Genomic DNA, 15,080 nt, shown 5'->3' with positions numbered 1-15,080 from the left:
TTAACTTTTTACCTTGCTGTTAAATTCACCACCACCGATTGATAATAAAAACTTCATCGTAGAAGTTAGATAATCATACTGACAATCGGCGTATGAAATTTTCTGGTTAAGAACATTATCCTGAGAGTCCAGTAAGGTCTGAAGCGATATATAACCAGACCTGTACTTAACTGTATTTATTCGCATCAGATTCTGAGAAATTGAGAGTGTCTTTTTTTGCATCTCAAGACCATATTCAGCTTTTTTTCTGGCTTCTAAAGCGTTCTCTACTTCAGATAATGCATTGAGCACGACTTTTCTGAAGTCATTAACTGATAACGCGACAGCAATCTTTTCTTTTTCTAATTCAAAACTCAACTTTCTCCACTGAAGCGGTGGGAAAGCGGCCGAGATAGATTGTAATAAGGTTTGCTCGCTAAACCATTGTGTGAAAATGGTGCTCCCCGCCCCGATCGTCGCGCCCAGTGAGATAGAGGGAAAGAAGTTAATCTTAGCCAGATCATAACCGGTAATTGCTATTTTTATTCTGGATTCTGCGGCGCGTATATCCGGGCGCAGCGATATTATGTCCACCGGTTTAAACAACGGCAGTTTGATATCCTGGTATTCACCAAGTCCTTTTTTTTCTTTCGGACGATCAATACTGTTTTTGTTATAGACAATGGCCATGGCGTTACGCTCATTTTCCCTTTGGCTAATAACATTCCGCAGTTGTAACTCGCTTGAATAAATAGCTTGCTTTGCTAATAAGACATCAGATCTCGCGCCTGCTCCGCTTTTATATTTAGCATTAACGACCAGATATGTAGACCTGGCGATCTCAAGCCGTTGTTTGTAAAACTCAATTTGTTCATTGAATTTAGCAATATTCCAGTAACTTTTGGCAATTGAATCAATGATAACCAACACAGTGTTTTGCAAATCTTGTTCACTGGCATCAATGTTCCATTTACCCTGCTCTCTCGTCCTCGCTAACTTACCCCATAAATCAAGCTCATAGCTCATTGACAAAGAAGAGCTGTAACTCTCTGTTGAAGGAGTACCCTGCAATAAAGTGCGGTTATTACTTGCACTCGCGGACATATTAAAATCAGGAAAAAGATTCGTATTTATTTCGCCAGAATCCAGCTTGCTTTTTAACAGATTCAACGCAGCCGCATGCAAATCGTTGTTATTTCTCAGCGTATCATTAATGATCGATGATAACAGGGGGTCATTGAATACACTCCACCATGCTTCATTGGTGACAGCATTTTTATAACCTGTTTTCTCGCTTTGCCCCGCGGTTGGAAATTTTATCTCTGGCGTATGATATTCAGTTTTCAACATGCTGCCGCAACCTGTGCATAATAAGCAAAGCAAAAATAATGATGTTTGTCTGAACTTCATTTGTAACCTAATGCTTTAGCAGGCGTATAAGATGATGCTTTCTTCGCCGGAACGTAACCGAATACGATGCCGATGAAACATGAAAACGCACAGGCAATAACAACCGGTGTTATTGTCAAAACCATGTCAAATTGGTTCGTCACTAGAGGGAATATAATTCTGGCTAAACTCGTTAAAGCCACGCCGACGGCTCCCCCTAAAAAACAGATAAATACAGACTCGATTAAAAATTGCCTCTTAATATCAGCAGGACTCGCGCCGACAGAAAGACGAATGCCAATTTCATGAATGCGCTCTGTCACTGAAACAAACATAATGTTCATAACGCCCACTCCACCAACCAACAGCGAGATGGTTGAAATAGCTACCGTGAGCAGTTTCATTGAGGTAGAAACATTCTCGATCATTTCTGCCACGGACTCATTCGTGACGGTAAAGAAGTCCTTTTTACCATGTGAAAACGTGAGCGCTTGCTCTATTTTCTCTCTTATAAGCTCAACCTGAGCCGGATCTTTGGCCCGAACCTGGATGGCTTCAAAAGGTATAAGACCCGTAATCCGGTTTATGTACGAGGTCCAGGGTATCCAGGCTTTTAATGTCGTCTTTTCCGATGCCGTCGAGATATCTTTGATCACCCCGACCACCTCAAATGGGTAGCCGGAAATCTGCAAATATTTTCCTACTGCTTCATTCGAGGAACCGAATGCGGTTTCTGCAAGCCTTGAGTCAATAACGGCAACAGCATCACTGGCGGTTATATTGTCAGTTTCAAACAAATGGCCAGCTAACACTTTATCGGCATCGAAGTATTCCTTACTGATACCGGTAAGCGCAGCGTCAATATCACTATCACCGCTATTTATCGTCGCTGTTGATGTTATCACCGGTGAAATTTTACTTTCCGGTAATAGCTCGGTAAGCATATCAACATCATCTTTTTCAAGAAGCTTATTGCCGGGATCTGGCATTGACTTCCAGCTGGTGCCGGGCCTGATTTCAATGGTGTTGGTGGCTAATAAATTCATTTCTTTCATAACACGATGGTGTGCGCCTTCGCTTATGGCAATAGACATAAGCACTGCAAAAACCCCAATAATGACACCCAGCATTGACAGAAACGCTCGTATCCGGTGGCCGTTCAGTGCTCTAAACGCAGTTCTGAATGCTTCAACTATCCCAAACATCATGCCAAGCGGATCCTTTTCAAGTCCCCTGGTGCATGCTGCCTGGAGGTCACAGGTTGATACGCTGCTTTCGTCTTTCACGATCCGGCCATCATTCATGTGTATGATTCGGTCGGCCTGTGACGCAATATTGCTATCATGCGTAACAAGGATAATCGTTTTGCCCTTTCGGTTAAGCGTCTTGAATATGTCCATAACCTGGCAACCCGTCACACTATCCAGAGCACCCGTCGGCTCATCTGCCAGAATAATGTCGGCATCATTCATTAGCGCTCTGGCAATGCTGACGCGCTGCTGCTGTCCACCAGAAAGTTGGTTTGGGTTAAAATCAACGCGATCGCTTAAGCCGACCGACTCAAGTATTTTTTCCGCACGTTCATTTCTATTTTTATAGTTTTTTGAGGTGTATTGTGCGGGTAAAGCGACATTCTCTTTCGCGGTTAAGTAAGGCAAAAGATTGTATTTCTGGAATACGAAACCAATATATTTATTTCGTAACTCAGCAACTGAGTCGGCAGTTAACACCGATACGTCAATGCCGTAGAATGACATCAGCCCAGCGCTAATATCATCTAAGCAGCCAATGGTATTCATCAGCGTGGTTTTACCCGAGCCTGATGGCCCGACGATAGCGATAAACTCGCCTTTTTTAATGGTTAGCGATACGCCTTTCAGTGCAGAAACGATTTCGCCGCCACTATCATATCGTTTATAAACGTCTGATAAAATAATATATTCATCGGTGCGGCTCATTTAGTCGCCACCCTTTATTATAATATCGCCTATTTCTAATCCTTTAACGATCTCAGTAATTTTTGCGTTCTTAATCCCGGTTTGCACGCGTCTTTTTTCTATTTTATTGTCGTGAAGTACATTGACGATATAATGGTCTTTGCTAACCATTTCACCCAGGTAGTTTGTCGGAACGGCTTTAACGTTTTTTTTCTCTTCAACAACTAAATAAACCTGTACCGACATAGCTGGCTTTAAAACATGCTTATCATTTACTACATCAAAACTTCCATTGTAATAGGTAGCTGTTTTCTTACTCCCGGCAGAATCACCTGAACTGCTCTTCATATCGTAAAGCATTTCTTCTGGTATTTGCTGTATCCTGTTTAGCATCCCTTTATAACGGGTGTCAGGAGAAGCCGTGACAGTAAACCATAAAGGCATACCAACCCTGGTTTTCAAAATATCCATTTCTGATATTTTGATATTTACAGTCATGATATCCAGATTAGCCACCACCAGAATTGTCGGCGCACTCTGTGATGAAACAATAGTCTGCCCTTCCTGGGTTAATATACCCAGGACGACGCCATCAATGGGCGACGTAATACGCGTGTACGCTAAGTTTGCCTGAGCAGTGTTTAACTTAACTCTGGCCTGAGCTATTTGAATTTCATTTATATCTAGCTGTTCTTTATCACTTTCATATTTTGTTTTCGCCGTCTCGAGGTCGCTCAGCGTTGTGGCGTCATCCAGTGACATTTTCTTTTGTCGGTTATAATCGCTCTTAGACTGTTTAAGCGACAGTAACGTGATCTTTTTTTGCGCTAATGCATTATCCAGCTCAGATTTAGAACTATCGACATCATTTTGTGCAAGCGTCGGATCGATCTCAGCCAGCAACTGGCCTTTTTTAACTGCATCACCTTCCTTCACATGCAGCTTATTGAGCCGTCCATTAACCTGCGCCCCGACACTAACTTGCTCGTTAGGTTTTAGAACGCCGGTCGTGGTAATCAGTCGGTCGATATCAGAGTAGGTGACGTGAGAACTTTCTTTCTTCGTATTTTCAGTAACGTCACTTTCCGAAAGAAATACGCTATTAACCGCATATACAGCAGGAACTATAGCTACTAATAAAGTCAGAAAAAAAGGTTTTATCTTCACACTGATGACCATTATAAAAGGCCAGAAACTGGCCTTTGTTTTAATTTTACTGCTTAATTAATATTGTGAATTACTTCTCGTCACAACGTTTTTCCAAACCATTTTTACCTGATTCACGACGGAACCAGCCATACACGCCGTTAGGACGGTTATCAACAAAATAACACTCACCGTATGGGCCAACCATTCCGCCCACAACTGCTTTACTTTCTTTGGATTCTAATACTGTTGCTTTAAACATTTTAATTCCCTTGTGTAATAGTGCTTCAATTATTTGCAAATCGTTCATTTCTGAACAGGATGAAATATATCGCATTACCCCAGGATCTTTTAATCAATAAAAAATCAAAAGCATCTTTAAAAATTTAAAGCGCTTTTTTGAAACTTTTAAATTTTTTTTGAAGTTTTTAAAACCCTTTTTGAAGCTTTAATGCACTTATTTGAAGTTTTTAAAGCACTTTTTGAAGTTTTAATGCGTTTACTTGAAGGTTTTAAAGCGCTTTTTGAAGTTTCAGTGTGTTTATTTGAAGGTTTTAAAACGCTTTTTGAAGTTTTAGTACGTTTATTTGAAGGTTTTAAAGTGCTTTTTGAAAATTATAAAGCATTCGTGAAAAGTATAAGTGCTGTTTTTTTAAACATTTCTTTGCACGTCATTGTAAATGTAGCAATTATGTGAAGCAGCTGATAATGAGGTGCTATTGTGCAGACGATAATTATAAAGGTTTTGCCGTAGCCGCCGTTTAAATCGCGCACTTCATCAATACAGAAAGTCTGGAAAAGAGGTTAGGTAACGTGCTGAAGGCTCCGCATCATGTTGAATAACTGCCCGATAAGGGCGGTTGCCACCAGGCCGATGCAACACGCACGTTCGCCAGTTCCCTGGGGGTTTTTAGTGTGAGCAACGCCAGGACGCAGCCCGCAAAGTAACGGGGTCGCAGAACCGTTCGTGTGACATTCAAACGAGATCACGTCTACGTAAATGACTTACCGGATGCGGTATACGTGATGAAAGCTGTTATATGAAATGGATTTCCAGTAAAAAGTCTGTCAATGGAGAGGCTCACAGCTTTGATGAAATTATATAAATCATAATGTTGTATTAATATATTTAATCCTCTCGTGCCGCCCCAAAACCCCATAAAAAACCAATCCATTGCGGTTGATTTTGTCATGTTTGCGCTATGCGCAAGAGAACAAACAGCCCGAGATAAATGCCCTCCCCCATCGTTGGCGATACTGCGGCCAACCAAAATTCACTAATCCAGCAGCGGGGGAGTGTAATAAAAACCGTAACGCATTCGTCACGGTTTTTATGTTGCAGTAAAAAACGATTACAGCGCGATATCCGCAATCTGCTCGCCGTCGTTGTGCGGCTGTGTTGTCGGTTTTTGCACCGGTGGCGTGATATCTGCTACCAGCGACTCGTCGCATTTCAGGCCGAGGATCTCGCTGGTGTAGCGCAATTCCTGGTCTGCGGCTTCAATATTGCCATTCAGCTCGGTACCGAAAGAAGGAATGATCTCTTTCAGTTTTGCCTGCCAGGCATCAGAAGCGAAACGCTCAGCGAACACTTTCTCCATCAACTCCAGCATGATTGGCGCTGCGGTCGAGGCGCCCGGTGACGCGCCAAGCAGCGCGGCAATGGTACCCTCTTTATCGCTCACGACTTCGGTTCCGAGGCGCAACACGCCGCCCTTGCCCGGCTCGCGCTTAATAATCTGCACGCGCTGACCCGCCTGCCACAAACGCCAGTCCTCTTTCTGCGCCAGCGGATAGTACTCGCGCAGCGCATCGAAGCGGTCGTCCTCATTTTGCAGCACCTGGTTAACCAGATATTTCACCAGGCTGAAGTTGGTCATCCCCACGGTCAGCATCGGCAGAATGTTCGACGAGTTAGTCGAACGCAGCAGATCCCACAGAGAACCATTTTTCAGAAAACGCGTCGAAAACGTAGCGAATGGTCCAAACAGCAGCACGCGTTTGCCATCGATAATGCGCGTATCAATATGCGGTACCGACATGGGCGGCGCGCCCACGGTGGCCTGGCCGTAGACTTTCGCCAGATGGTGATTGACCACTGCCGGGTTTTCCGCCACGAGGAACTGCCCGCCAACCGGAAAGCCCGCATAGTCTGCCGCTTCCGGAATACCGGATGCCTGCAACAGCTTCAGCGCTGCACCACCGGCGCCAATAAAAATAAACTTCGCCTTGATGATCTGCTCCGCGCCAGTTTGCAGGTTATGCAACGTCACATTCCAGCTATTGTCGGCATTGCGTTTGAGGCCGCGCACTTCAGTGCCCAGTTGCAAAGCGAAGTTCTCTTTTTTCTGCAACGAACCAATCATCTGGCGCGTCAGTTCGCCAAAGTTCACATCGGTGCCGATTTCGGTACGCGTGGCGGCAATTTTTTGCCCGGCATCACGCCCTTCCATCACCAGCGGCGCCCACTGTTTGATCTGTTCGGCATCTTCGGAATAGCGCATACCGCGGAACAGGGAACATTGCTGCAGCGCTTTGTAGCGCGCGCGCAGGAAGTTCACGTTGTCGTCGCCCCAGACGAGGCTCATATGCGGCACGGTATTGATAAATGAACGCGGTTCGCGCAATACGCCGGTTTTCACCTGATGCGCCCAGAACTGGCGAGAAATACGAAATGCTTCATTGATTTCAATCGCTTTTTTAATACTGACAGAGCCGTCCGCGCTGCGTGGGGTGTAATTCAGTTCCATTAAGGCGGCATGCCCGGTACCGGCATTGTTCCAGCCGTTCGAGCTCTCTTCCGCCAGGGCATCCAGCCGTTCCACCATGGTAATCGACCAGGTGGGTTCGAGATCCTGCAACCAGGTTCCCAACGTGGCGCTCATGATCCCACCACCGATTAAAAGCACATCTGTTTCCTGCTCTTTCGATGCGGACGTTTTTGCTGCTTTTGAGACAGCATTAAGCCCGACAGCCATCGAAAACAGCCTGGCAGTCATTTTTTTCATGATGATATTGCCTTACTTTTAGTGCTGCTTTATTCGCATTTATTGAGGGTAAAGTAGTTAGCACCCCTAACGTAGCACTTAAAAAGTGAGATTTAAATAATGTTTAAACATTAAATATTCATTGTATTAATGTTACTAATAAGTTGATTTTTTGCATTATATTTAACACTTATTGCTGGTCACTCTGCCCGGAAATCTGCTATCATCCCCCGCTTTGCCGAACGCAGTGATACCGTTTGTCACTGCTTTTCTGGCATCCCACCAGCGAATCTTTATGACTGAAAAATCAACCCATTCTGTACTGCGCGTAAACCATCTTCTGCGCTCACCACAGCGTTTTACCCGTGAAGTTCTGGCAGGCGTAATCACCGCGCTGGCACTCATCCCGGAAGTTATCTCATTTTCGGTTATCGCAGGTGTTGACCCGAAAGTAAGCCTGATAGCCTCAGTAGTGCTTTGTTTTAGCATGTCTTTGCTCGGCGGGCGTCCGGCAATGGTCACGGCGGCGGCGGGATCAGTCGCGTTGGTTATCGGTCCGATGGTTCATCAAAACGGTGTGGAATACATCCTGCCGGCAGTTTTACTCGCGGGTGTGATGCAGATTATTTTCGGTCTGAGCGGAATGTCGCGGCTGATGCGCTTTATCCCACACGCTGTAATGACCGGCTTTGTTAATGCGCTGGGGATATTGATTTTCTGCGCTCAGGTGCCGCATTTCTGGTATAAAGATCCCCTGATTCTGGCGCTGTTCACCCTGACCATACTGATTGTGCTGTGGCTCCCGCGCTGGGTAAAAAGCATTCCTGCGCCGCTGGTGGCGATTGTGGTGCTCACCGCGTTCACCGCTTTTAGCGGTCAGTTGCTGCCCACCGTGGGGGATGAAGGTTCAATGCAGGGCGGTTTGCCTGGCCTGACGCAATGGCTGGTACCATTGAACCTGCATACGTTGAGCATTGTCTGGCCGTGTGCGCTGAGCATCGCGTTTGTCGGCTTGATGGAGTCGCTGCTGACCGCAAAATTGGTCGACGATCTGACACATTCGCCATCGAATAAAAGCCGGGAAAGCACCGGGCTTGGGATCGCGAACATTCTGGCTGGCTTCTACGGCGGGATTGCCGGGTGCGCCATGATCGGCCAGACCATTGTCAATGTGGAAATGGGCAAAGGCCGCACGCGTATCTCGACCCTTGCTGCTGCGCTGGTGCTGTTACTGCTGGTAACGGCATTAAGCGACGTGATGGCGAAAATCCCGATGGTGGTACTGGCCGGAATTATGGCGATTGTCGCGTTCAAAACCTTTAACTGGAGCAGTGTGCAACCCGCGGCGCTGACGCAAGCGCCAGTTATCGAAACGCTGGTAATGCTGGTCACCGTGGTTGCCACCGTCAGCACCGGTAATCTGGCTATCGGCGTTGTTGCCGGGCTGGTTACGCTGGCGATTACGCCAGCCGCGCTGCGGGAAAGGAGCCTGTCTACAGCAAAAAAATCGTCGCCAGCCCAAGAAAAATAAAGAAACCGCCGGTATCGGTAATCGCGGTGATCATCACGCTGGAGCCGACCGCCGGGTCGCGCCCCAGCCGGGTCATCACCATCGGGATTAATACCCCCATTAGCGCCGCCATCAGCAGGTTCAGCACCATTGCCAGCGTCATCACGCCGCCCAGCGCCGCATCGTCATACAGCCACCAGGTGACACCGCCCATAATCCCGCCCCACACCAGACCGTTAATCAGCGCCACGCCCATTTCACGCAGTATAAGAAAGGTAAAGTTGCCCGGCTGTATGTTCTGCAATGCTAACGCGCGAACAATCATGGTAATGGTTTGATTACCGGTATTGCCGCCGATACCCGCGACAATCGGCATCAGCGACGCCAGCGCCACCAGTTGTGAGATAGTGTGTTCAAAACCATCAATGACGCGTGATGCGATAAAGGCGGTACACAGGTTGGTTGCCAGCCATACCCAGCGGTTTTTCACCGCTTTACTTACCGGCGCGAAAACATCTTCCTCGGTACTTAAGCCCCCCATCTGGCGCATATCGTTGTCGGTCTCTTCGTACACCACATCAACGATCTCATCGATGGTCAAACGGCCCATCAGCATGCCGTTTTCATCGACTACCGCCGCGCTGAGCAAGTTATCACGCTCAAAAGTGCGCGCCACTTTTTCCGCTTCGTCTTCAGGGGAGAAGGTCACCGGATCGGCATCCATCACCTCGCTCACCCGCCGTCCGGCGGCGTTAAGCAGGATAGTCTGCAGCCCAAGTTCGCCCATCAGCCGGTTATCACGCCCGATAACAAACAGTTTATCGGTGTTCTCCGGCATTTTACCGAGACGTCGCAAATAGCGCTGGACGGCCGCCAGCGTGACTTCTGAGCGTACGGTGATAACTTCAAACGCCATAATTGCGCCGACGCAATTTTTGCCATAACGCATGACCTGCCGCATGCGGGCGCGCTCTGTCGGCGGCAACGTCGCCATCAGCCGTCCGGTGAGGTTACGCGGCAGATGCTGCACCAGCCAGATTTGCTCATCAATATCCAGCGTCTCGAGCGCATCCAGCAGCGCACGGTCGCTCATCTCATCGATCAGGTCATCCCAGACGTTTTCGGACGCTTCAAGCAGCACTTTGCCGCGCTTATCATCATCGATGAGCCGCCATAACGCGTGACGTTCAACCACCGGCAGCGCTTCGAGGGTGTCAGCCAAATCCGGTGGCGGCAGGTGCGAAACCAGCACTTTCACTTCGGCGAGATCGTGCTCAAGCTCGGCACTATCGACCTGCTCGACCAGCGTGATTTCGCCAAGCAGCGCGGCGGTGAGCGGTTTATGGGTGGTGAGCAGCCAAATCAGCCGCGCACGCTCTTCATCGCGCAGTTTGACGCTGTTTTTTTTGATAACTGACATTGGCCGGTGGTCCCTGAGTGTGGCAAAGCGCTCCGAAGCCAGAGCAGAGTAGCCTTAAGCATAGCGGCAGGTTTTGTAAAAAATAATAAACAGCGCAGGCGTTTGGATAAAAAACCAGCGAACGCCCCCTCGCCAGAAGGGGCGGCTCTGTCAGGCGGTGCGTGCCACTGCGTCGCGGGAAGCGTGCGCACGTTCTTCACCCACCAACTCGGTAAGCTGGCCGTTGCGCATCTCCAGCAGACGATCGGCATGCACGAAGTAGTGATCGTCATGGCTGATGGCAAAAATGGTTTTGCCCATCTGCTGCATTAACGGGAGTAAGACCTGGTAGAAATCGCGGCGGAAATGCGGGTCCTGATCCGCCGCCCATTCATCCAGCAGCAGAATATCGCGCTCTTCCGCCAGCGCCAGCAGCAAGGCGACACGTTTTTTCTGCCCTTTCGACAGCTTGAGATTGAGGATCTTGCCGTTGTTCAGCTCCAGCTTGTGCGACATTTTCAGTTGCTCAAGCCACTTTTCCACCAGCGCCGGATCCGCCTGCCTGCCTTCCGGCCCCAGCAGGTCGTCAAACAGCCAGACGTCGGTAAAGACCGCCGAGAATAGTTTGCGGTAATCTTCCGGTTTATCCTGCGCCATCGGTTTGCCATCCAGCAGGATCTCACCGGAAACCGGCTGATACAGCCCGGTTAACAGCATCGCCAGCGTCGACTTGCCGCTGCCGTTCCCCCCAATCAAAAACACCAGCTCGCCGCGCTTGAGCGTCATATTGACGGGACCAATCGCGAAGTCGTTGTCCTGATATTTAAAGGTGACATTGCGCAGCTCCAGCATTTGCCAGTTCGGGAAAGCCTGCGGGCGGGGAAACCCGGCTTTATAGGGGGCCAGCGCAAACTGTTTTAGCTTTTTGAAAGCCACCTGCGCACTGAGCAGCGTGGGCAAGGCACCCACTGCTGACAGCAGCGGCGTGCGCAAAAACAGCAGGGTCAGGGAATACGTTGCGGCGACATTGGTATCCGCCCAGCCGAGGCTGTTTGCCATCCAGAACACCAGGCCGATTGCCCCCAGCATCATAATGTTCGACCAGTTCACCGCGCTTAAATGGAACGTGTCGGCGCGAATAATGTGATGGCGATATTCACGTGCATCCGGCAGGTACATCTGTTCGAAAATGTGTTCCGCGCGTTCGCGGTTGAGGTTCAGCTCTTTGCGCCCTTCCAGCACGGTCTGGAAATCGTTGTACAGCTTGTCTTCTGTTTCACGCAGCCTCGCCATATGTTTGTACACACGGGAAACCAGCACGAACCCGCCCCAGATGGTCAGCGCCATCCACAGCACAGTGATCAGCAGCATCTTGCCGGAGAGCATCGCCAGATAGATACAGGAACCAACAGTCAGGATAATGCCCTGCACCAGTTCCGGCAGGCGCACAAAGGCGATGGTGATATTACGCACGTCACTGGTTAGCCCGGCCAGCAAAGAGGCGCTACCCAGTTGTTCGATACGTTCCACAGGCGTGTCGAGGATGCGCTTAATAAATTCACTACGCAGGCGGTAGACAAAATGGTGACCGAGCGTAGTCAGCGCCAGTTGCGACCCCAGCGTTACCGCCATCAGTAGCAGCAACAGGCCGAGGAATTCCGGTAAAACAGTCAGCGACATATCCACGGTTTCAATCAGCCGCTGGTTAATAAAAGCAATCAGGCCGATACCAAACGCGGCACTCACGAGGGTAAGCGCGAGCACACCGACAAAAGGCCAGCGATACTGACGCCAGACAAGAAGGAGAAGTTCCATAACAAAACCCGGTCAACAAAATCAGCCAGCAGTTTAAACGGCTACCGGGTTACATCAAGAATAATTCTTATTTTTATTCGCCATTGCCTGCCTGGCGAAACGTCAGGTTGTAGCGGCACTCACCGGTCGCCGGATGATAGCCGCCTTTCAGCGGTGCAATGCCGTGGTAAAAGAGCCGCGACTCGCCGCCCCATACGACAACATCGCCGTGTTCAAGCATCAGCCGTTGCAGCGGATCGCTACGTTTGAGGCCGCCAAACTGGAAAATGGCCGGTAAACCGAGCGACACAGATACAATCGGCGCACGCAGGTCGGGTTCGTCCTTATCCTGATGTAGCGACAATTTCGCCCCCGGCACATAACGGTTGATAAGACAGGCATCCGGATGAAAATCCGGGTAACCAGCCGCCTCGCTCGCCTGCTGGCACAGCGCAGAAAAAGCCGCAGGCATCGGCGGCCACGGCTGTTGAGTTAGCGGATCGACTGGCGCGTAGAGGTAACCACGATGATCGGTGGTCCAGCCGAGTTTGCCACAGTTGGTCATCGCCACTGACATGGTATAACCGCCAGGGGTGACCATATGACGCAGCGGCGACTGACTGACCACTTGTGCGATACCGCGTAACAGTTGGTCGGCTGGTGCTAATGCAAGGCGCCGCAGCACGACAGCGCCCGATGCCAGCGGCTCCTGCCAGGGTTGTTCTCCGGAAAACAAATCGAGCATTACGTCTCCTCTTTGTTACGTTCTCGCTGGAGCAACTGAGCTTTGCGCGCCATCCCCCAACGATAACCGGACAGCGCCCCATCGCTGCGCACCACGCGATGGCAAGGGATGACAATCGCCAGTTTGTTCGCACCGCAGGCGCTGGCAACTGCTCGTACCGCGTTTGGTTTACCCAGCTTTTTCGCCAGTTCCCGGTAACTTACCGTCTCACCGGTGGGGATCTCGCGCAGTGCTTGCCATACTTGTAACTGGAACGCGGTGCCGCGAAGATCCAGCGGCAGCGTAAAGGGGGCATCGGCGTTGTCGAGCCGCTTGATAACCTGCGCCACCCGCGAGCTGAACGCGGCATTCGCCTGCGCACGTTGAGCGCGGGGGAAGATCGCCTGCAACTGGGCAAGAAGCTGCTCGTCACTGTCGTCCAGTAAAATGGCGCAAATTCCACGTTCGCTCTCCGCCACCAGGCAGCGGCCCAGTGCGCAATCGCTGAAGGTATACCAGACGCCGGCAGCATCGCCGCCGCGACGGAACTGCTGTGCCGTCATCCCCAGCAATGCATCGGCCTGGCGGTAATAACTGCTGCTATCCGGAAAGCCCGCTGCCAGCACAGCGTCGGTAACGGTTTCGCTCACCGCAAGAGTATTGCGTAAGCGGCGAGCGCGAAAAGCCTGTTGCCAGGCTTTTGGCGTCATGCCGGTAACGGATTTAAATAAACGGTGAAAATGATAAGGGCTAAGCGCCACTTCAGCGGCCAGCTGCTCCAGCGTGATGGGCGTATCCTGCTCCAGTAAGCGGCAGGCTTTGGTCACTTTATCCAGCCGCTGTTGCTGCGGGTGGGTTTTATCCGGCTGGCAGCGCTTACAGGGGCGAAAACCAGCGTCCTGCGCGCTCGGCGCATCGGGATAAAAACGGACATTCTGACGCAAGGCGTGGCGCGCCGTACAAGAGGGACGGCAAAAAATGCCGGTGGTCAGCACGGCAAAAACAAACTGACCATCGGCCTGCGCATTACGGGCCAGCACCGCTTGCCAGCGCTGTTCATCTAATAATGTGGTGTCGTTCATGTCAGGCTCCTTATGTAAGCTTAGCCTTACTGTGCCCGTATGCGCCGCTCCAGACACCCGCAATCTTGCGGTTTAATTTTTTTCGCTGAGCAGAAATGCGGAAAACTGCGGTGACATCCAGGTGCGGAAACCGTCGCCGTCTTTGATAATCATAAATACCGCCAGCCCTTCCCGCGTCACCACCTCTTTTGCCTGTTCGGTGCCGAGCACCATTAAACCGGTGTCCCAGGCATCCGCTTCCAGCGCGGTGGGCGCGATAACCGTGACCGACACCAGCGCATGCTGGATTGGCCGCCCGCTCCGCGGATCGATGATGTGTGAAATGCGTTTGCCGTCCAGCTCGTAATAATTACGGTAGCTGCCGGAAGTGCTGATGCCATGACCGTTAATATCGACAACCGCCTGGGCAACATTCTCACGATCGGTCGGTTTCTGGATCGCCACGCGCCACGGCTGGCCTTGCGCGTTCATGCCCCGGCTGGCTAATGCGCCACCAACAGAAACCAGATAACGCGCGATCCCTTCCTGCTCCATTAACCTTGCCAGGTGATCCGCCGCGTATCCCTCGCCTACCGTCGAAAGGTCAACAAACAGATCCGGCAGATCTTTTTGCAGGAATTGCTCTCCGGCGCGGTTGATCACGGTTAAATGCGCTAAACCGGTACGCGCTTTCGCCGCATCAATTTGTGCCTGACCCGGTGTTTTTACCGGCTGTTTATCCGGGCCAAATCCCCATAAATTAACCAGCGGCCCGACGGTGATATCCATCGCGCCTTCGGTTTTCTCACCGACACGCAGCGAGGTAGTAACGATATCCGCCATCGCGGCGCTGACCGGCCACGGTGCCGTGCTGGTCGAATGGTTAAAGCGCATCAGCGCGGAGTCGTCCTTCCAGGTCGACATCAGATGATCGTCAGCATCCAGCTGTGTCTGAATTTTTTGTTGCAGGCTTTGCGCCTGTTGCGGGCTAATATCCACCACGCTCACGCGCCAGAAAGTGCCCATGGTTTTGCCTTCCAGCACGGTGGGCTGTGCCTTGCTACCGGTGTCGCAACCGGACAGTAACAACAACGCCGCGACAACCCCGGCACGAAGAAAAATCATCTCTATCTCTCGTTATTTGTTAACCCGCG

The 15,080-nt window shown here is 50.4% G+C and carries 12 protein-coding genes and 1 pseudogene; 3 read left to right on the top strand and 10 right to left on the bottom strand.

All coding sequences use genetic code 11. The features are described 5' to 3' along the window. From AAIG26_RS08655 to AAIG26_RS08640, 4 genes are read right to left on the bottom strand one after another with little or no spacing between them, the layout of a single operon-like run. Entirely contained in the window at positions 1–1,389 is a 1,389-nt protein-coding gene (locus AAIG26_RS08655) for an efflux transporter outer membrane subunit (protein ID WP_343180473.1), read from the bottom strand. Then, positions 1,386–3,326, bottom strand: coding sequence for an ATP-binding cassette domain-containing protein (locus tag AAIG26_RS08650; protein WP_343180472.1), 1,941 nt, complete (start codon positions 3,324–3,326; stop codon positions 1,386–1,388). The genes AAIG26_RS08655 and AAIG26_RS08650 overlap by 4 nt, the downstream gene beginning before the upstream one ends. Further along, on the bottom strand, positions 3,327–4,484 hold the full coding sequence (locus AAIG26_RS08645) for an efflux RND transporter periplasmic adaptor subunit (protein WP_343180471.1): 1,158 nt from the start codon (positions 4,482–4,484) through the stop codon (positions 3,327–3,329). Between the two features lie 58 nt (positions 4,485–4,542). Continuing rightward, positions 4,543–4,713 (bottom strand): hypothetical protein, encoded by a 171-nt coding sequence (locus AAIG26_RS08640; RefSeq protein WP_020454487.1) that lies wholly within the window; start codon positions 4,711–4,713, stop codon positions 4,543–4,545. A 189-nt stretch (positions 4,714–4,902) separates the two neighbouring features. On the opposite strand from AAIG26_RS08640, the gene AAIG26_RS08635 reads away from it, so the two are divergent. Together AAIG26_RS08635 and AAIG26_RS08630 are read left to right on the top strand one after the other, a co-directional pair. Further along, a complete protein-coding gene (locus tag AAIG26_RS08635; protein WP_343180470.1) occupies positions 4,903–5,148 on the top strand; it encodes a hypothetical protein in 246 nt (81 codons plus the stop codon). Positions 5,149–5,237: 89 nt separating this feature from the next. Beyond that, positions 5,238–5,480 (top strand): annotated as a pseudogene (locus AAIG26_RS08630) (IS3 family transposase); the annotation flags it as partial. Between the two features lie 323 nt (positions 5,481–5,803). Here AAIG26_RS08630 and mqo read toward each other — a convergent pair. Next, complete coding sequence (mqo, locus tag AAIG26_RS08625) at positions 5,804–7,459, bottom strand: malate dehydrogenase (quinone) (RefSeq protein ID WP_343180469.1); 1,656 nt, start codon at positions 7,457–7,459, stop codon at positions 5,804–5,806. Between the two features lie 274 nt (positions 7,460–7,733). Between mqo and AAIG26_RS08620 the strand changes: the two genes are divergently transcribed. Next, positions 7,734–8,969: a SulP family inorganic anion transporter gene (locus AAIG26_RS08620; protein WP_343180467.1), complete on the top strand. Its 1,236-nt coding sequence runs from the start codon at positions 7,734–7,736 to the stop codon at positions 8,967–8,969. Here the strand turns inward: AAIG26_RS08620 and mgtE are convergent. From mgtE to apbE, 5 genes are all read right to left on the bottom strand, one after another. Then, the gene (gene mgtE / locus AAIG26_RS08615) at positions 8,932–10,368 is read right to left on the bottom strand and encodes a magnesium transporter (RefSeq protein WP_045514168.1); all 1,437 of its coding nucleotides are present in this window, start codon (positions 10,366–10,368) and stop codon (positions 8,932–8,934) included. The genes AAIG26_RS08620 and mgtE overlap by 38 nt on opposite strands. A 150-nt stretch (positions 10,369–10,518) precedes the next feature. Beyond that, positions 10,519–12,162 (bottom strand): multidrug ABC transporter permease/ATP-binding protein, encoded by a 1,644-nt coding sequence (locus AAIG26_RS08610; RefSeq protein ID WP_343180466.1) that lies wholly within the window; start codon positions 12,160–12,162, stop codon positions 10,519–10,521. Between the two features lie 73 nt (positions 12,163–12,235). Beyond that, the gene (gene alkB / locus AAIG26_RS08605) at positions 12,236–12,886 is read right to left on the bottom strand and encodes a DNA oxidative demethylase AlkB (protein ID WP_020454493.1); all 651 of its coding nucleotides are present in this window, start codon (positions 12,884–12,886) and stop codon (positions 12,236–12,238) included. Continuing rightward, entirely contained in the window at positions 12,886–13,947 is a 1,062-nt protein-coding gene (gene ada / locus AAIG26_RS08600) for a bifunctional DNA-binding transcriptional regulator/O6-methylguanine-DNA methyltransferase Ada (protein ID WP_343180464.1), read from the bottom strand. The genes alkB and ada overlap by 1 nt, the downstream gene beginning before the upstream one ends. Positions 13,948–14,019: 72 nt before the next feature. Then, entirely contained in the window at positions 14,020–15,057 is a 1,038-nt protein-coding gene (gene apbE / locus AAIG26_RS08595; RefSeq protein ID WP_343180638.1) for an FAD:protein FMN transferase ApbE, read from the bottom strand. Positions 15,058–15,080: the final 23 nt, after the last annotated feature.

It is taken from the genome of Kosakonia sp. PSU_27, from assembly GCF_039409795.1.
GTDB lineage: Bacteria > Pseudomonadota > Gammaproteobacteria > Enterobacterales > Enterobacteriaceae > Kosakonia.
Note: the sequence above shows the minus strand (reverse complement) of the source record. Positions and strands in the feature narration are given on the sequence as shown.